The organism is Microbacterium sp. 69-10, assembly GCF_001897945.1.
In the GTDB taxonomy this organism is placed as follows: Bacteria; Actinomycetota; Actinomycetes; order Actinomycetales; family Microbacteriaceae; genus Microbacterium.
Window position 1 is genome coordinate 12578 of sequence record NZ_MKRT01000019.1, and the last position, 17048, is coordinate 29625.

Genomic DNA, 17048 nt, shown 5'->3' on the forward strand with positions numbered 1-17048 from the left:
GATGTAGCGCGAGGCGGCGACGACATCGGCATCCCCGGTTCCGAATCGAGCGAGCAGGGCGGGCAGGAGCTCGGGCGGATGCTGCAGATCACCGTCCATCACGATGCAGGCGTCGTGCGCGGCCTCGGACAGCCCTCGCACGACGGCGCCGCCGAGCCCGCCGGTGTTGTGCTCGCGGTGGATGCCGCGGACGGGAATCGGAGCGGATGCCGCCACGCGCACGATCTCGTCCATGGTGCCGTCGGAGCTGTCGTCGACGAAGAGGATCTCGGCGTCGACCCCCTCCAGCGCGGCGGCGGTGCGCGCGACGAGCTCGGCCACATTGTCGCGTTCGTTGTACGTCGGGACGATCACTGTGACGGCCGTGACCGTGACGGAGGCGCTCATCGGCAGACCTCCCCGGAGTGATGCGACGCGGCTTCAATCGTGCCATCTTTCGCTGTGCGGCGAATCCGCGCCGGCGACTCCCCTGCCCGGCGGCACGTCAGAGAACCGGGGCCCGGATTCCGCGGGCGGGTAAGGTGGCACGGGCCGGAAACACGCACGATGCCGAAGACGCCCAGACGAAGAGGACTGCATGACTCTGCTCAGACACCCTGCGAACTGGTGGCGCGAGAATCGCCTGCCGCTACTGGCGAGCCTCACCACGCTGCTCATCCTGCTGTTCACGGTGGGCGGCGCGGTCGGCATCGCGAACGCCGCGACCAAGCCCGCCGCCGCCGATGACGGCGTCAAGGGCAAGACCTTCACGATCGCGACGGACACCACCTGGGCGCCGTTCGAGTTCCAGCGCGACGGCGAGCTGCGCGGCATCGACATCGACCTGATCAAGGCCGTCGCCGAGGACCAGGGCTTCGACGTCAAGGTCGACGTGCTCGGCTTCGACGGCGCACTCGCCGCGGTGACGGCCGGTCAGGCGGATGCCGTGATGGCGGGCATGTCCATCACCAAGGAGCGCCAGAAGACCTTCGACTTCTCGAACCCCTACTTCGACTCCGGCATCCAGATGGCGGTGGGCAAGAACGACGCCGCCATCAAGGGCTACGAGGACCTCAAGGACAAGACCGTCTCCGCGAAGACCGGCACCGAGGGCTACACCTTCGCCGAGAACCTGGGCAAGCAGTACGGCTTCACCGTCACCGGGTTCCAGGATGCCGCCGACGCCTACAACGACGTCACCACCGGCAACTCCGCCGCCGTGTTCGACGACTACCCGATCCTGGCCTACGGCATCGCCACCGGCAACGTCGACCTGAAGACGGTCACGCCCCAGGAGAAGGCCTCCAGCTACGGCATGGGCGTCAAGAAGGGCGCCAACGAGGCGCTCCGCAAGGCGTTCAACGAGGGCCTGAAGAACCTGATCGCCGACGGCACGTACCAGAAGATCCTCGACGACTACCTCGGCGAGAACGCCCCGAAGGCGGCGGCGATCGGCGAGGGCAAGGCCGCACTCGGCAACGACAAGCTCGACCCGGGCAAGCCGGGCGAGCTGCCGAAGAACCCGGGCTTCGCGACCGACACCGCGCAGACCCACGGCGAGTTCACCATCGCCACCGACACCACCTTCGCCCCGTTCATCTACCAGCTGGACGGCAAGAACGTCGGCATCGACATGGACCTGATGCGCGCGATCGCCGCGAACCAGGGATTCAAGGTCGACATCAAGCCGCTGGGCTTCGACGCCGCCCTCGCCGCCGTCTCCGCCGGCCAGGCCGACGGCGTGATCGCCGGCATGAGCATCACCGACGAGCGCAAGCTGGCGTTCGACTTCTCGAACCCGTACTTCCAGTCGGGCGTGCAGATGGCGGTCGCCAAGGACAGCGACATCACCTCGTACAAGGACCTCAAGGACAAGAAGGTCGCGGTCAAGACGGGCACTGTCGGCTACGACTTCGCCAAGGAGCTCGGCAAGAAGATCGGCTTCAAGGTCAATGCCTTCCAGGACTCCGCCGACATGTACAACGACGTCGCCACAGGGAACTCGGCGGCGACGTTCGAGGACGCGCCGGTGCTGCAGTTCGGCATCTCCTCCGGCAATGTGCCGCTGAAGATCGTCACCGATCCCGAGCCGGGAGCGGACTACGGCTTCGCCGTACTCAAGGGCAAGAACGCCGAGTTGCTGAAGATGTTCAACGACGGTCTGCAGAACGCCAAGGACACCGGCGTCTACCAGCAGATCGTGGACCGCTACCTCGCGATCGACGACGAGGGCGCGACGTCGGACAACTCCTTCCTGGCGCTGCTGAAGACGTCGATCGGCCCGCTGTCGCAGGGTCTGCTGCTCACGCTGCTGGCCACGGCGCTGTCGATCCTGTTCGCCATGGTGCTGGGCATCCTGTTCGGCATCCTGAAGCTGTCGACGAACCCGTTCCTGCGCTTCCTCGCCAGCGCCTACGTCAACATCTTCCGCGGCACCCCGGTGCTGGTGCAGGCGTTCTTCTTCTACTTCGGCGTGCCGGCCGTGACCGGCCAGCCGCTGGACGCCCTCACCGCCGGTGTGATCACGCTGTCGCTGAACGCGGGAGCGTACATCACCGAGATCGTCCGAGGCGGCGTGCAGTCGGTCGACCCCGGCCAGATGGAGGCCTCGCGCTCGCTGGGCCTCGGCTGGGGCGCGTCGATGCGCCGCGTGGTGATGCCCCAGGCGTTCAAGATCATGACGCCCAACCTCATCAACCAGTTCATCATCACGCTGAAGGACACCTCGCTGCTCTCGGTGCTGGGCTTCGCCGAGCTGACGTACCAGGGCCGCATCGTGATCGCGTCCACGTTCCGCTCGTTCGAGATCTGGATCATCGTCGGTGCGATGTACTTCATCGTGATCTGGCTGCTGACCGTTCTCTCGAACTGGGTCGACCGGAAGTTCAACAAGTAGGGGATGACCATGACGAACAACGAGCAGACGTTCACACGTCCTGTCACCACCGCTTCGGGCAACCCGATCGAGGTCCGCGGGCTGCACAAGTCCTTCGGGAAGAACGAGGTGCTCACCGGCATCGACCTGACCGTGGCCAACGGCGAGGTCGTCGCGGTGATCGGCCCCTCGGGTTCGGGCAAGTCCACGTTGCTGCGCTGCCTGAACCGGCTGGAGGAGGTCACCAGCGGCGAGGTGCTGATCCTCGGCGAGAACATCGCCACCGCGAAGGGGAAGAGCCTGGATGCCGTGCGTCAGCGCGTCGGCATGGTGTTCCAGCACTTCAACCTGTTCCCGCACATGACCGCGCTCGAGAACGTGGCGCTGGCACCCGTCGAGCTGAAGATGCTGAGCAAGGCGGAGGCGCGCAAGCGCGGCATCGAGCTGCTCACCCGTGTGGGGCTGGCCGAGAAGGCGGATGCCCGGCCGGCGTCCCTCTCCGGCGGCCAGAAGCAGCGCGTGGCCATCGCCCGCGCGCTGGCGATGAGCCCGGGCATCATGCTGTTCGACGAGGCCACCAGCGCCCTGGACCCCGAGATGGTCGGCGAGGTGCTGCAGGTGATCCGCGACCTCGCGGCATCCGGCATGACGATGGTGCTGGTCACGCACGAGATGGGCTTCGCCCGCGAGGTCGCCGACCGCGTCGTGTTCATGGCCGACGGCAAGGTCGTCGAGTCCGGCCCGCCGGCCGAGATCTTCGACAGCCCCAAGGAGCCCCGCACGCAGGACTTCCTGTCCAAGGTGCTCTGAGGCGTCTCGAGGCGGATGCCGGGCCGACCCTCGGCATCCGCCCCGGCCTTACCCTGGATGTATGACCACTCCCGCATCCGAGACCATCACCATGTTCGGCGCCGCCTGGTGCGGCGACTGCCGTCGCACCAAGAAGCAGCTCGACGAGCTCGGCATCGAGTACACCTACATCGACCTCGTCGCCGACCCGGCCGCCGCCGATGTGGCCAAGGAGATCTCGGGCCGCACGAACATCCCCGTGGTCGTCTACCCCGACGCCAGCCACCACGTCGAGCCGTCGAACGCCGACGTCGAGGCCAAGCTGCGCGAGCTCTCGCTGATCTGACGCGCGCATCCGAGGGTGGAACCCGGTCCCACGAACTCATAGGCTGGGTTCCATCCCGAAGGAGACGACGATGACTCAGGATGCGGCCGTGACCACGGCGACGAAGGATGCCGCCCGCCAGGGCGCGGCATCCGCTTCCCCGGAACTCGACGACGCCACCCGCGCGGCGCTCGACGCCGACATCGCACTGCTGCAGCAGGGCTCCCGCACCTGGTCGAGCGTCACCGTCGCGCAGCGCGTGACGCTGCTGCGCGCACTGCGCACGAGCGTGGCCGCCACGATCGAGGACTGGGCGGGCACGGCCGCCGACTCCAAGGGGCTGCGCCCCGGGCATCCGCTGCGCGGCGAGGAGTGGCTGAGCGGGCCGTACTCGGTGCTGGGCGCGATCGACGCCTACGCCGACACCCTCACCAAGCTCTCCGAGGGTCGCAGCGCGCTGCACGGCGTGCGCATCGGTCGCGCACCGGGCGGACGCACGAAGGTCGACGCGTTCCCGCTCACGGGCATCGACCGCTTCCTGCTCTCGGGCTTCACCGGCGAGGTGTGGCTCCAGCCCGGCATCACGCCGAACACCGCCCGTGAGTCCGCGGGTCTCGCGCAGCTGACGCCCTCGGCGTCCGGCGGCGTGGGGCTGGTGCTCGGAGCAGGCAACATCACCTCGATCCCCGTGCTCGACGTGATGTACGAGCTGCTCGCGCACAACCGGGTCGCGCTGCTCAAGGTCAACCCCACGCAGGACGCCCTGGTCCCCGTGTACGAGCGGGCTCTCGCCCCGCTGATCGAGCCCGGCTTCCTGCGCATCGTGCGCGGCGGCCCCGCTGTGGGCGCCTACCTCACCGGGCACCGCGACCTGGTGCACGTGCACATCACCGGTTCGGCCGCGACGTTCGATGCGATCGTCTGGGGCTCGGGCGCCACGGGCAAGCGCCGGCGGCGGGAGAACCGGCCTCAGCTGAAGAAGCCGATCACCGCCGAGCTCGGCGGCGTCTCGCCCATCATCGTCGTCCCCGGAGAGTGGACCGACGCCGACCTCGCCTACCAGGCCGAGCACGTCGCCACGATGCGGCTGCAGAACTGCGGGCACAACTGCATCGCCGGGCAGGTCGTGATCATGTCGTCCGACTGGCCGCAGGCCGAGCAGTTCCGCGCCGCCCTGCGCCGCGCCTACGCCGGCGCCCCCGAGCGCCCGATCTGGTACCCCGGATCCCCCGTGCGCATGCAGCAGGCGAGCGACGACTACCCCGACGCCCTCGTGCTGGCCGACCGCCTGCTGGTCGAGATCGGCGACGGGCAGGACGCCACGGCGCTGGAGAACACCGAGTACTTCGCGCCCGTGCTGGGCGTGGTCGAGCTGCCTGGTACCGGGCAGCAGTTCCTGGATGCCGCGGTCGAGCACGCGAACGAGAAGCTGCAGGGCACGCTCGGCGGCAACCTGATCATCGACCCGGCCACGGAGAAGGCGCTCGGCACCGGCTTCGAGCGGGCCATCGCGGAGCTGCGCTACGGCTCCATCGCGATCAACGGCTGGACGGCTTTCGGGTTCATCACCCCGACCCTGACCTGGGGTGCATACCCCGGCAACACCCTGGACGACGTGGGCAGCGGCATCGGCGTGGTGCACAACGCGCTGCTGCTCGACGGCGTGGAGCGCTCGATCGTGCGCGGTCCGTTCCGGCCGTTCCCGCGATCGCTCCCGGTCCTGAACGGCGGCGGCCGGTTCACCATCCTGCCGACCCCGCCGTGGTTCGTCTCCGCCCGCACGGCCGCGCAGGTGAGCGAAGGCCTCACGCGCTTCCGCGCCCGCGGCGGTCTGCTCGGCCTCGTGAGGACGCTGCTCCAGGCGCTGCGCGCCTGATCAGCATCCGCTCTGGGCACCCGTTCTCCGCTCGCGGGTCCCACTTCGCGCCCTCATGCACGGGGAGGCGACCACTTGGGCCCCGCGAAGCGAGGAGACCGTCGACCCACCACCGTTCGCGGGTCCCATATGGTCGCCTCGTCGCGGTGGAGACAGCCACATGGGACCCGCGAAGCGCGGGCGCACAAGTCAGAGCGCAGCGAACCGGTCGGTCGCGGCGCGCAGCGCTGCGGCGATGCCCGGCTCGGATGCCGAGTGCCCGGCGTCGTCGACGATCACCAGCTCGGCCTCGGGCCAGGCGGTGTGGAGATCCCAGGCGGTCATCATGGGCGTGCACACGTCGTACCGTCCCTGCACGATCACCGCGGGGATGTCGCGGATGACGCCGACGTTCTCGATCAGCTGGCCCTCCTCAAGCCAGCCGCCGTTGACGAAGTAGTGGTTCTCGATCCGCGCGAACGCCGTGGCGTGCGCGGCATCCGTCGCCTCGTCGACGTGCTCGGGGTCAGGGCGCAGAGTCACGGTCGATGCCTCCCACTTCGTCCACGCGACCGCCGCCGGCACGTGCACCTCCGGATCGGCGTCGAACAGACGGCGGTGGTACGCCTCCATCATCCGAGTGCGCTCGATCGGCGGGATGACCGCCTCGTAGTCGGCCCACAGGTCGGGGAAGAGCGCGGCCGCGCCGCCCTCGTAGAACCACTCCAGTTCGTGCCGGCGCAGCGTGAAGATGCCGCGCAGCACCAGCTCGGTCACGGCCTCGGGGTGCGACTGCGCGTACGCGAGAGCGAGGGTGCTCCCCCACGATCCGCCGAACACCTGCCACTTCTGGATGCCGAGGTTCTTGCGCAGCAGCTCGATGTCGGCCACCAGGTGCCAGGTCGTGTTGTAGCGCAGATCGGCGTCCGGCTCACTGGCATGCGGCGTGCTGAGCCCGCATCCGCGCTGGTCGAACAGCACGATCCGGTACACCTCCGGATCGAAGAAGCGCCGCTGCCAGGGCGACGTGCCGCCACCGGGACCGCCGTGCAGGAAGACGACGGGCTTGCCGTCGGGATTCCCGCTCTGCTCCCAGTGGATGCGGTTGCCGTCGCCGACCAGCAGATCGCCGGTCTCGTACGGTTCGATAGGCGGATACAGTCCGTCAAGTTCCATGCTTCACTCCCCCGAGTGCCCGTGGATCGGGCCCCTTCACCGTATCCCGGATCCGGTATACCGCGGGGGAGAACCGCCTGTGATTACAGCTTGTCGCCGGCGACCTGGAACGTGTCGCAGACGCTGAGGCCGTTCTTGTAGCCATAAGCGAACCAGTATTGGCGCTGCTTACTGGTGCCGTGCGTGAAGCTCTCGGGGTTCACGAAGCCGGACTGCTCCTGGATGTGGTCGTCGCCCACGGTGTACGCGGCGTTCACGGCGTCGTTCAGCTGCGCGTCGGTGTACGGCTGAAGGTAGTTCTGGCCGTTGGAGTCCTTCTGCGTGACAGCGTCCTTCAGCCAGGCGCCCGCGTAGCAGTCGGCCTGCAGCTCGGTGCGCACCCCGTTGCTCGTGGGGCCGGTGCCGTTGTCGGGGTGGTCTCGCATCACCCCGGTGATGTTCTGGATGTGGTGGCCCCACTCGTGCCCGACGATGTACAGCTGGGCCAGAGATCCCGCAGACGCTCCGAACTGCTGGCGCATGAGCTGGAAGAAGGTCGGGTCGAGGTAGACGCCCTGCTCGGGCGGGCAGTAGAAGGGTCCGACAGCGTTGGATGCCGTGCCGCACTGCGTCTGGGTCTGCCCGTCCACGATCGTCAGCGAGGGCTTCACGTAGCCGTCGACGTGCTTGCTCCAGTAGTCGTCGAGCAGCACCTGGGCGCCGGCCATGCGGCACGCGTCGTTCGTGTTCGCGTCCTGGCCGGTGTCGCACTCGGAGAGGGTGTTCTCGCCGGTCGCCGCGGGCTGGTCTCCACCGCCGGGCACGCCGCCGACAAGGCCGGTCAGGTCCGGGCCGCCGAGCAGGGCGACCACGAGTGCGACGATGCCGAGCACGCCCACGCCGCCACCCGCGGCGATCGCGGTGTTGCGTCCGCGGCGTCGGGTGGTGTTGCCCGAGATGTCGGCGTCCGGATTGAAGGTCATGGAGAAAAGGTACCCCGAGCGGGCCCCTTTCACCCGCTCGAGGCCGGATGCGGGAAGCGTAGGCTCGGAGTCATGGCGACGACGATCACGATCACGGGAGCCGGCGGACAGATCGGCTACGCGCTGCTGTTCCGCATCGCGGCGGGAGACATGCTCGGGGCGGGCGAATCGGTGCGGCTGCGGCTGCTGGAGATCCCGCAGGGCCTCAAAGCCGCCGAGGGTGCTGCTCTCGAGCTGCAGGACGGCGCGTTCCCGCTGCTGGAGCATGTGGAGGTCACCGACGACCCCGCCGTCGCGTTCGACGGCGCGAACCACGCCCTGCTCGTCGGAGCGCGGCCGCGCGGTCCCGGTATGGAGCGCGGCGACCTGCTCGCGGCGAACGCCGGCATCTTCGGACCGCAGGGCGCCGCGATCGCCGCGCACGCGGCATCCGACGTCCGTGTGACCGTCGTAGGCAACCCCGCCAACACCAATGCGCTGATCGCCGCGTCGTCCGCCGACGGGCTGCCCGCCGAGCGCTTCACCGCCCTCACCCGGCTGGACGAGAATCGCGCCAGGGCGCAGCTCGCGCAGACCCTCGACGTCCCCGTCGCCGGCATCCGCCGTGTCCCGATCTGGGGCAACCACTCCGCCACGCAGTTCCCCGACGTCTCGCACGCGACCGTCGACGGCCGGCCGGTCGCGGATGCCCTGGCCGCGCGCGTCGGCGACACGACGGCCTGGCAGGAGCAGACCTTCATCCCCCGCGTCGCCAAGCGGGGTGCCGAGATCATCGAGGTGCGCGGATCGTCGTCGGTGGCGTCCGCGGCGAGTGCTGCGATCGATCACGTGCGCGATTGGGTGCACGGCACGGACGACTGGACGAGTGCGGGCGTCGTCTCGCACGGCGAGTACGGCGTGCCCGAGGGCCTGATCTGCTCGTTCCCCGTGCGGTCGGTCGACGGAGGCTGGCGGATCGTCGAAGGCCTGGAGCTGGATGCCTGGGCGCGCGCCCGGGTGGACGCCTCCGTCGCGGAGCTGATCGAGGAGCGCGACGCGGTCCGCGCACTGGGGCTGCTCTGACCCCGGACCCCTTCACCGGGACGCATGTCGGCGGACTCGGGCAGAATGGGAGCGCAGAATGGGAGCGGAGGTGCGTTCATGAGTGACGTGACGAATGCGAAGGGCACGGGCTCGATCGAGCAGGGCCTGGAGGCCGCCCTCACGAGCCCGCTGCACCTGCCGCACGCCGCGGCGACGTGCCCGCAGTGCCTGGCGAACGAGAAGCACGACTGGTGGTCGGCGCGCCCCGAGGGCACCCGACTGGTCGGGCTGGTGGTGGCACGCGACGGGATGCCGTCGGTGACCCAGCAGCGTGAGGACCTGACCCGCTTCGGCGTGCCGATCGAGGGCTTCCGGCATCCGGCACCCGAGATCCTGGAGAGCTGGGGCGACCGGCTGGCCCGTCTGATCGAGACGCTGCGCGCGGGCGATGTGCTGGTCGTCGCCAATGTGCACGCGCTCGGCCGCGACCGCGACGAGGAGTCGCGCACGGTGGCGGAGCTGCGTCAGCGCGGCATCATGGTCAAGGTGCTGGGCCACCAAGCCCGGCATCTCGCCGACGCCGAGAACTGAGCTCCCGCGCACGACGCCGGGCGCACGCCGCCCGCTTCGCGCACGACGAGAAAACCGGCTGCCATCCCCGAGGGGATGACAGCCGGTTCAGAACGCCAGACGCGTCAGTGACGGAAGGTCACCAGCGGTTGGTGTTGCGGTTCTCATTGGCCTGGCCGTCGGCCGAGTCCTGCGAGACCTGACGACCGATGTCGTGCAGGAGCGCCTTCATCTCGGTCAGTGCAGCGTTCCACTGCGCCTTGGCCTGGACGTACGCCTCGGACGCCGAACCGGTCCAGTCGGCCTGGAGCGGCTTGAGCGCGTTCTCCATGTCGTTGAGCTTGTTCTCGATGTTGCCTGCGCCGGCGACCAGGTCTGCACCTGCCGCGTCGACGGCGCCGAACTGCATCTTGTAGCCGTTACCACCCATGTTGTTCTTCCCTCCGGGTCTCAGCCGAGACGGCCCATGAACTTGTTCTGCGACTGCGCAGAAGCGTCGTCGGTCTGCGTGTATGCCGACTGGGAGTCGCGCAGGTTCTGCTCGAATCCGTCGAGCGCGTTCGTGATGCGGCGGGACTTCTCCTGCCACGCCTGGAACGTCTGCTGGAACGCCGCGGCGCCGGAGCCGGCCCACGATGCACCGATGCCCGAGAGCTTGTTCTGAATCGAGTTCAGCTCCCCCACGATCTCGGCCTTCGACTGGTTGACGATCTGGGCGCCCCGCTGAAGAGCACCATCCGCTGCAGAGACTTCTCCGCCCACGGTCACCTCCTGGTCCTGAGGGCTGTGTCAGCCCCGATTGCTTCAGCCCCGGAGGGGCCGTGTCCCCGATGTCCGGCGACTAATAACACCTTATGGTCCCCGCTGGAGGATGCCTATGGGTAGCACTGCCCACGCAGATCTGCCCATCGGCATCCGCTCACAGCTGGGACGGTGGCGCGTACGCCAGCTGCATGATCTGCAGCCCGCGCTCGCGCGTGATCACCTTGGCGCGGCCGGCGACCGCGGGCGACGCCTTGACGTTTCCGATCAGCGGTCCCTCGTCCGGGCTTCCGGAGAGCATGATGCCGGGCGAGGCCAGATCGCGCAGCGTCTGCATGACCGGCTCGAACGTGGCGCGCGACGCACCGCCCGATCGGCGCACCAGCGTGAGATGCAGACCGACGTCGGTCGCCTGCGCGAGCAGGGGCTGCAGGGCGGCGATCGGGTTGCCGGACTGGGTGTTGACCAGGTCGTAGTCGTCCACGAGCACGTACACCTCGGCACCCGTCCACCACGAGCGGTCGCGCAGCTGCTGCGGCGTGACGTCGGGGCCGGGAAGGCGGCTGCGCAGGTACTCGGTGAGCCCCGCGAGCTCCTCGGTGGCCTGCTGCGCGGTCGTGTAGTACCCGGCGAGGTAGTCCTCGGGGATCTCGGACAGCAGCGCACGGCGGTAGTCGACGACGAAGAACTGCGCGTCCTTCGGGCTCGCGGTGCGCATGACCTCGCGGGCGAAGGTGCGCAGGAAGCTCGACTTGCCGGACTGGCTGTCGCCGAACAGGTACAGGTGCGGGTTGCGGCGGGTGTCGAACGCCGTGGGCGCCAGCTCCGCCTCGTCGACGCCGAGCAGCACCTGGTTCTGCAGCGGCGTGCCGGCCGCGAGCTGCTGCAGCTGCGAAAGCTCGAGCATCTCGGGCAGCAGACGCAGCTTGGGCCCCTTCGGGCCCTTCCAGGCCGCGTTCACGCGATCGATCAGGTCCTCCACGCCCTCGCTGAGGGTGTCGGGGTCGCCGGAGCCGTCGACGCGCGGCAGCGCCGTGAGCATGTGGTGCTTGGACGGCGCGAGACCGCGACCGGGGCGGCCCAGCGGAACGTTCGCGGCCACCTTGCGGTCGATCTCGGAGTCGCTGGTGTCGCCGAGACGCAGCTCGAGCTTGGAGCCGAACGTGTCCCGGATCGCGGTGCGGAAGTCCATCCAGCGCGTGGTGGTCACGATCAGGTGCACACCGAACGTGAGCGCCCTTCCGGCGAGCGACTGGATCTCGAACTCCATCTCGTCGAACTCGGCGCGGATGGTCGGCCAGCCGTCGATGATCAGGAACACGTCGCCGTAGCCGTCATCCGCCCTTCCCTGCGCGCGCAGGCGCCGGTACGTCTCGATCGAGTCGATCGCGTTGGCGGTGAAGTAGCGCTCGCGGGCGTTGACGATGCCCACGACCTCCTGGAACATGCGTCGCAGCACGTCGGGCTGGTTGCGGCCCGCGACCCCGGCGACGTGCGCCATCTTCGAGAACGGCACGAACGTGCCGCCGCCGAAGTCCATCACGTAGAACTGCACCTCCTGCGGAGTGTGCGTCAGGGCGATGCCGGTCAGCACGCTGCGGGCGAGCGTGCTCTTGCCGCTGCGCGCACCGCCGACGATGGCGAGGTGTCCGCCGGCTCCGACCAGGCTCATGGTCAGGCTGTCGCGGCGCTGCTCGAGCGGACGGTCGACGATGCCGAGCGGGATCGTCAGCGGGCCGGCCTGACGCCAGCGCGGCGAGATCAGGCCGAGCTGCGGATCCTCGACCAGATCGCCGAGCATCTCGTCGAAGGTCGCCGGCACGTCCAGGGGCGGCAGCCACACCTGGTGCGCGGGCGCACTGCGGCCCTTCATCAGCGAGACGGCGATGTCGAAGGTCACGCGCTTCTCGGGAGCCTCGGCTCCGCCCACCTCGGGCACGGCCTCGGGCTCCTCCACCGTCTCCTGCACGATCACGGGCGCCGCGGTGAAGGCGCGCGCCTCGATCGCGCGGACCGGCTGCTCGAGCTCGGCGACCTCTGGCGCCGTGCCCGGGCGCCGGCGGCGCGTCTTCGGCGGCGCGGAGACGTAGGCGGCACGGAACTGCGTGAGGGTCTCGGCATCCGACTTCAGGATGCCGTGACCGCCGCCGCCGGGCAGGGTGAACGCGTCCGGGACGCCGATGACGGCGCGCGAGTCGGCGCCGGAGAACGTCTTGAGGCCGATCCGGTACGACAGGTGCGAGTCCAGCCCGCGCAGCTTGCCCTCCTCCAGCCGCTGGGTGGACAGCAGCAGGTGCACCTGCAGCGAACGGCCCAGACGTCCGATCGCGACGAAGAGCTCGGTGAAGTCGGGCTTGGCGGACAGTAGCTCGGAGAACTCGTCGGCGACGATCAGCAGCGCGGGCAGCGGCTTCAGATCGGTGCGTCCGCCCTTGCGCGCGGTCTCGTAGTCGGTGACGTTGGCGAAGTTGCCGGCGTCACGCAGCAGCTCCTGACGGCGCGTCATCTCGCCCTGGATCGCGTCCTGCATGCGATCGACCAGCGTGAGGTCGTCGCCGAGGTTGGTGATGACGGCCGAGACGTGCGGCATGTCTGCCATGCCCGCGAACGTCGCACCACCCTTGAAGTCGATGAGCACGAAGTTCAGCGCCTCGGAGGAGTGGGTCAGCGCGAGCGAGAGCACCAGTGTGCGCAGCACCTCGGACTTTCCGGATCCGGTCGCACCGATGAGCATGCCGTGCGGGCCCATGCCCTGCTGAGCGGACTCCTTGATGTCCAGGATCATGGGCTGACCGGTCGCCGTCAGGCCGATCGGAACGCGCAGCCGGTCGCGCGCCGAGCGCGGCTTCCAGGCCTCCTCGGGATCGAAGTCGCGCACGTCGGGCAGACCGAGCAGGTCGGTCAGCTCGGCGGAGATGGTGCGCGCGCCGCCGCCTGCGGCATCCTCGTCCTGCGCGGACTCGCCGAGTCCGGTCAGACGGCGGGCGACGGCCTCGGCCGACGCGATGCCGAGGAAGTCGGGCGTGGCCTGCACCGCCCCGTAGCCGCGACGGGCGACGGTGAGCTGCGAGCCGTTCTCGCCTTCGATGATCAGGCGGATGGTGAGCGGATCGGTGAGCTCGGCCCAGTTGCGCGCGATGTCGATGACCGTCACGCCGTCGACGCCGCCCTCCTCGGCGAGCGGATGCCCGGGCGGCAGCTCGACGCCGTCGGTCACGATGACGAGGTGCGGGAGCACGGTGCCGCCGCGCCCGCTCGCGATGCCGCGGGAGCGGATGTCCACGACCAGGGGCTCGATCTCGTGCCAGGACGAGCCGATCCGGCGGGCGCCGCCCACGGCATCCGTCCTGCTGTCGGACTGGGCGTGCGGGAGCCACTTCGCCCACTCCCAGTACGGCAGGTCGGTGCCCGCCGCGATGACCGCGATCTGCAGGTCCTCCGGGGCGGCGAAGGTCGCCAGGTGCGCGACGATCGCGCGTGCCAGGCCGCGTCCGCGGACCGTGTCGCCGACGATCTCGAGCCGGCCGCAGGTGCCGAGGTCGAGTCCGAAGGGCAGGTCGGGGACCTGGTCGTGCGTGAGCACGAAGCGATGCGCGGCGGAGGCACTGACCGGGTCGAGCTGCGCGAGTGCGGGGATCGGCGCCTCGTCGAGGGTCATGGCGAGGGGCTGCGTGGCGGTGCCGATGCGGGCGACGAGGAACTCCGGGCTGCCCGTGGTGTGCTCCCAGACCCGGGAGCCCTCCTCCACGATGAACGGCAGCGTGTCCGGGGCCGGCAGCATCCACTCCTCGTACCGCCGCTGACGCGTGGCGACCTCGCGCACGGCGTCCCGGGTCTCGGCGAGGTAGGCGAGGTACTCGCGACGGGTGTTCTCCACGTTGGTGGAGTGCTGCGACTTCTGCCGCCACATCTGGCCGCCGACCATGGACAGCGCCATGAACAGGAACATGCCGCCCATGATGTAGGTGCGCGTGGCGTCGCCGCCCTGGGTGAGGGAGAGGACCGCGACGGACCCCAGGCTGCCGACCATCGGCAGGGCCATCATCAGGGTGTTCGAGGCACCTTCCGGTTTGGGCAGCTCCGGAGCCTGCTGCAGAGTGAGTTGGCCGCCGGCCGGCGGTTTCGGCGCACGGCGGATGCTGGTGGTGCTCACGACTGGCCCTCCTCAAGTCGCCTACTATCATGTCAGGGATGCCGACATGAACCGGTGTCGCACGGAGGACGTCGAGGGGCGGGGGATGTCAGCGAAGACGATTCGCCTCACCGTGGCCGACGCGCACAGCCGTCATGACCTGGTGGTCCCGGCCGATTCCACGGTCGCCGAGCTGCTCACGGTCGGCGGCGTCGATCTGCAGCGCTATGTCGGAACCACCACCTCCGGTGCGGCCATCGAGCTCGACAGCGAGGTGTCGGCCACCCCCGGCGACGGCGGCGTGATCTGGCTGCTCGACCGCACCGCTGCGGCGGAGACCGGCAGGGCGGCGCGGTCCGCCAAGGAGGCCTCTCCCGCCGCGCGCTCGCGCCAGCACTGGACGCTGCTGGCGCTGCTCCTCGCCATCGCCCTGGCGATGGTCGCCTGCACCGTCATCTCCCCGGGCCCCGTGACGATCTCGGTCTCCGCCGCCGTGCTTCTCGCCGGTGCACTGGTCATGCTCGGACAGCCCGTGCACGGCCGGAACACCTATGTCGCCTACTTCGCCCCCACGCTGGCTGCGGCCGCCGGCGCCCTCGCGCTCGCGTCGTTCGCCGACGCCGGCGCGATGATGGCGGCCGGTGCCGTCGCGGGCGCCACCGTCGCGTGCGCCCGGCACGCTCTCACCCGCGCCCACGGCCGGATGTCGGCGGGCAGCACGGCGGTCATCGCGGTGATCTGGTCGGTGCTCGCCGTGGTCAACGCCGCCGCCTTCATCGCCGGCATCCCCGCGGCCGTGATCGCCGCGGTGCAGGTCGCCGCGGCGGCGCCGCTCTTCCACTACATGCGCGGATCCGCACTCGAGGTGGCTGCGGACGACCTGATCGACACGCCCTTCGTGATCCGCGACGCACAGGGGATCCGCGCTCGCCCGCCGGCCGAGCCCTCGCCCGTGCATGCCGAGGGGGCCGCCGGGCAGTACCGGCTGGCGCGCTGGCGGTCGGAGGCGGGCATCGTGATGGCCTGCGCGCTCGCGCTGCTGTCGAGCCTGTACGCGGTGCCCGCATTCGCGAACGGGTCGATCGAGGGCTGGTGCGTGCTGGGCGGCACGCTGGGCATCGGCTGCTACTTCCTCCTGACCTCGCGCAAGCTGCGCGACGGCCTGTCGCGCGGTGCGGCCCTCGCCACGGGCACCGTGCTGGCCGTGCTGGCGACGGCGACCCTGGTCACGGCGCTGCAGTTCAGCGCGCTGCTGGTCGCGGTCATCCTCGTCCTGGCGGGAACGATCGTCGGATGCCTGACCGTCCCGCTCTCGGCGGACTGGCGCTCCCTCGGCTGGTCGCGCACCGGCGACATCCTGGAGGGCCTGACGCTGGCCCTCGGGCCCGCCGCACTGCTGTACGGCTCCGGCATCGCCGGACAGATCCTGGAGGTCTTCTCATGACCTACGCCCCTCCGATGGCGCCCCCGTCGCGCGGGGGCGCGGTTGCGCCCGGCGCCCAGACGGCTGTGCGGGTGCAGGCGACGGCGGGTCAGCGCGCCGGCGCGTACATGATCGACGTCGCGATCGTCGCGATCGTCGCCGTGCTGGTCTGGCTGGTGAGCGGGTCGCTGTTGCTCACCGCGGTCGTCGTGGTCGAGCTCTGGGCGATCGGCTGGATCTGGGAGGGGCACACCGGCGGGACACCGGGGAACCTGATCTGCGGCATCCGCACGGTGCGTCGCGATTCCGAGGTCACCCTCGGCGCGAGCAGGCTGTTCCCGCGCAGCCTGGTGATGGGCGTGGCCCACATCGTCCCGATCCTCCTGCCGGTGGGACTCGCCGCCTCGGGCGCGCTCGACGGCATGGCCGGCGCACGGATGATCGACGTGCGCAAGGCGCGCCTGGCTCCGGCAGGAACGGGGCGCACTCCCAACCTCGAAGCACGCGTCATCGGAGCCGGTGGGCCGGGGGTCATCGGCTCGGAACGCGCTCTCATCACGAACACCCCGCTCGCACGCACGCCCGCCTCGCAGGCGCCGGGCGCGGCGACGACGGGCGCCGCAGCCGCGGCATCCGCTCCCGTCGCGCCGCCGCAGCCGCAGGTGCCCGAGGCGGGCACCGTCCCGGTGTTCGAGCTGTCGGACGGCACGGTGATCCGCGCGACCGGCCTGGGCTTCATCGGACGCGCGCCCCGCGCACCCGAGTCGATCCCGGATGCGATTCTCGTGCGCGTTCCGGACGGGGCCCGTTCGCTCCCGCGCACGCACGCCGCCTTCGGCATCGAGGACGGCGACCTGTGGGTGCAGGACCTCGGCTCCGCGAACGGCGCCTCGGTGCGCCACCTCGGCGGCGGCGTGACCGACCTGGCATCGCAGACGCCGTACTTCCTGGTTCCCGGTGACGTCCTCGTGCTCGGCGGTGACGCCGAGCTGGCCTTCCGCCGCGTCGTGGACCGTTCGGCACCGCCGGCACCGCGACCGCAGCCCACGCCCGCGCCCGCGCCCGCGCAGGTCCCGCCCGCCGCATCCGCCCTCCCCACGCCGGCTCCGACCGCTCCCGTGGACGCTCCTGTCGAGGCTCGCTCGGTCGAGGAGGCGGCGGCGGAGACCGTCATGGC

General features: G+C 70.0%; 14 protein-coding genes. 8 read left to right on the forward strand and 6 right to left on the reverse strand.

Annotation, left to right across the window (positions count from 1 at the left end; genetic code table 11):
• Positions 1 to 387 (reverse strand): glycosyltransferase (locus BGN97_RS07605; protein WP_292699649.1); only part of this gene is annotated, 387 nt, incomplete at its 3' end.
• Positions 388 to 577: 190 nt separating this feature from the next.
• On the opposite strand from BGN97_RS07605, the gene BGN97_RS07610 reads away from it, so the two are divergent.
• The 4 genes from BGN97_RS07610 (at position 578) to BGN97_RS07625 (ending at position 5844) form a co-directional block, all read left to right on the forward strand.
• Positions 578 to 2875 (forward strand): ABC transporter substrate-binding protein/permease, encoded by a 2298-nt coding sequence (locus tag BGN97_RS07610; protein ID WP_292699652.1) that lies wholly within the window; start codon positions 578 to 580, stop codon positions 2873 to 2875.
• A gap of 9 nt (positions 2876 to 2884) precedes the next feature.
• A complete protein-coding gene (locus tag BGN97_RS07615; protein WP_292699655.1) occupies positions 2885 to 3664 on the forward strand; it encodes an amino acid ABC transporter ATP-binding protein in 780 nt (259 codons plus the stop codon).
• A gap of 61 nt (positions 3665 to 3725) precedes the next feature.
• Positions 3726 to 3989, forward strand: coding sequence for a glutaredoxin domain-containing protein (locus BGN97_RS07620; RefSeq protein ID WP_292699658.1), 264 nt, complete (start codon positions 3726 to 3728; stop codon positions 3987 to 3989).
• A gap of 70 nt (positions 3990 to 4059) precedes the next feature.
• Positions 4060 to 5844, forward strand: coding sequence for an aldehyde dehydrogenase family protein (locus tag BGN97_RS07625; RefSeq protein ID WP_292699662.1), 1785 nt, complete (start codon positions 4060 to 4062; stop codon positions 5842 to 5844).
• 189 nt (positions 5845 to 6033) lie between these two features.
• Here the strand turns inward: BGN97_RS07625 and pip are convergent, their stop codons facing one another.
• Positions 6034 to 6999, reverse strand: a complete 966-nt coding sequence (gene pip / locus BGN97_RS07630; RefSeq protein ID WP_292699665.1) for a prolyl aminopeptidase — start codon at positions 6997 to 6999, stop codon at positions 6034 to 6036.
• Between the two features lie 83 nt (positions 7000 to 7082).
• Positions 7083 to 7961, reverse strand: coding sequence for a neutral zinc metallopeptidase (locus tag BGN97_RS07635; RefSeq protein ID WP_292699669.1), 879 nt, complete (start codon positions 7959 to 7961; stop codon positions 7083 to 7085).
• 72 nt (positions 7962 to 8033) lie between these two features.
• On the opposite strand from BGN97_RS07635, the gene BGN97_RS07640 reads away from it, so the two are divergent.
• On the forward strand, positions 8034 to 9023 hold the full coding sequence (locus tag BGN97_RS07640) for a malate dehydrogenase (protein WP_292699672.1): 990 nt from the start codon (positions 8034 to 8036) through the stop codon (positions 9021 to 9023).
• A 78-nt stretch (positions 9024 to 9101) separates the two neighbouring features.
• The gene (locus BGN97_RS07645) at positions 9102 to 9575 is read left to right on the forward strand and encodes a recombinase family protein (protein ID WP_292699675.1); all 474 of its coding nucleotides are present in this window, start codon (positions 9102 to 9104) and stop codon (positions 9573 to 9575) included.
• A gap of 118 nt (positions 9576 to 9693) precedes the next feature.
• Here BGN97_RS07645 and BGN97_RS07650 read toward each other — a convergent pair whose 3' ends face one another.
• The 3 genes from BGN97_RS07650 to eccCa all read right to left on the reverse strand — a co-directional run bounded on the left by BGN97_RS07650 (position 9694) and on the right by eccCa (position 14469).
• Positions 9694 to 9984 carry a WXG100 family type VII secretion target gene (locus BGN97_RS07650; RefSeq protein ID WP_292699677.1) on the reverse strand — a complete coding sequence of 97 codons (291 nt, stop codon included), beginning with the start codon at positions 9982 to 9984 and terminating at the stop codon, positions 9694 to 9696.
• A 20-nt stretch (positions 9985 to 10004) separates the two neighbouring features.
• Entirely contained in the window at positions 10005 to 10316 is a 312-nt protein-coding gene (locus tag BGN97_RS07655) for a WXG100 family type VII secretion target (protein WP_292699680.1), read from the reverse strand.
• Positions 10317 to 10473: 157 nt separating this feature from the next.
• Positions 10474 to 14469, reverse strand: coding sequence for a type VII secretion protein EccCa (eccCa, locus tag BGN97_RS07660; protein ID WP_292699683.1), 3996 nt, complete (start codon positions 14467 to 14469; stop codon positions 10474 to 10476).
• 85 nt (positions 14470 to 14554) lie between these two features.
• On the opposite strand from eccCa, the gene BGN97_RS07665 reads away from it, so the two are divergent.
• Positions 14555 to 15892, forward strand: a complete 1338-nt coding sequence (locus BGN97_RS07665) for a hypothetical protein (protein ID WP_292699686.1) — start codon at positions 14555 to 14557, stop codon at positions 15890 to 15892.
• Positions 15889 to 17048, forward strand: a 1160-nt coding sequence (locus BGN97_RS07670) for an RDD family protein (RefSeq protein ID WP_292699689.1), incomplete at its 3' end; no start/stop codon positions are given. The genes BGN97_RS07665 and BGN97_RS07670, both read left to right, overlap by 4 nt.

What these genes read in the sequence shown, in the direction of transcription:
- pip (WP_292699665.1), bottom strand. Translation starts at nt 6,999, where the DNA reads ATGGAACTTGACGGACTGTATCCGCCTATCGAACCGTACGAGACCGGC.
- BGN97_RS07610 (WP_292699652.1), top strand. Translation starts at nt 578, where the DNA reads ATGACTCTGCTCAGACACCCTGCGAACTGGTGGCGCGAGAATCGCCTG.
- BGN97_RS07640 (WP_292699672.1), top strand. Translation starts at nt 8,034, where the DNA reads ATGGCGACGACGATCACGATCACGGGAGCCGGCGGACAGATCGGCTAC.
- BGN97_RS07650 (WP_292699677.1), bottom strand. Translation starts at nt 9,984, where the DNA reads ATGGGTGGTAACGGCTACAAGATGCAGTTCGGCGCCGTCGACGCGGCA.
- BGN97_RS07645 (WP_292699675.1), top strand. Translation starts at nt 9,102, where the DNA reads ATGAGTGACGTGACGAATGCGAAGGGCACGGGCTCGATCGAGCAGGGC.
- BGN97_RS07625 (WP_292699662.1), top strand. Translation starts at nt 4,060, where the DNA reads ATGACTCAGGATGCGGCCGTGACCACGGCGACGAAGGATGCCGCCCGC.
- BGN97_RS07665 (WP_292699686.1), top strand. Translation starts at nt 14,555, where the DNA reads ATGTCAGCGAAGACGATTCGCCTCACCGTGGCCGACGCGCACAGCCGT.
- BGN97_RS07615 (WP_292699655.1), top strand. Translation starts at nt 2,885, where the DNA reads ATGACGAACAACGAGCAGACGTTCACACGTCCTGTCACCACCGCTTCG.
- BGN97_RS07635 (WP_292699669.1), bottom strand. Translation starts at nt 7,961, where the DNA reads ATGACCTTCAATCCGGACGCCGACATCTCGGGCAACACCACCCGACGC.
- BGN97_RS07620 (WP_292699658.1), top strand. Translation starts at nt 3,726, where the DNA reads ATGACCACTCCCGCATCCGAGACCATCACCATGTTCGGCGCCGCCTGG.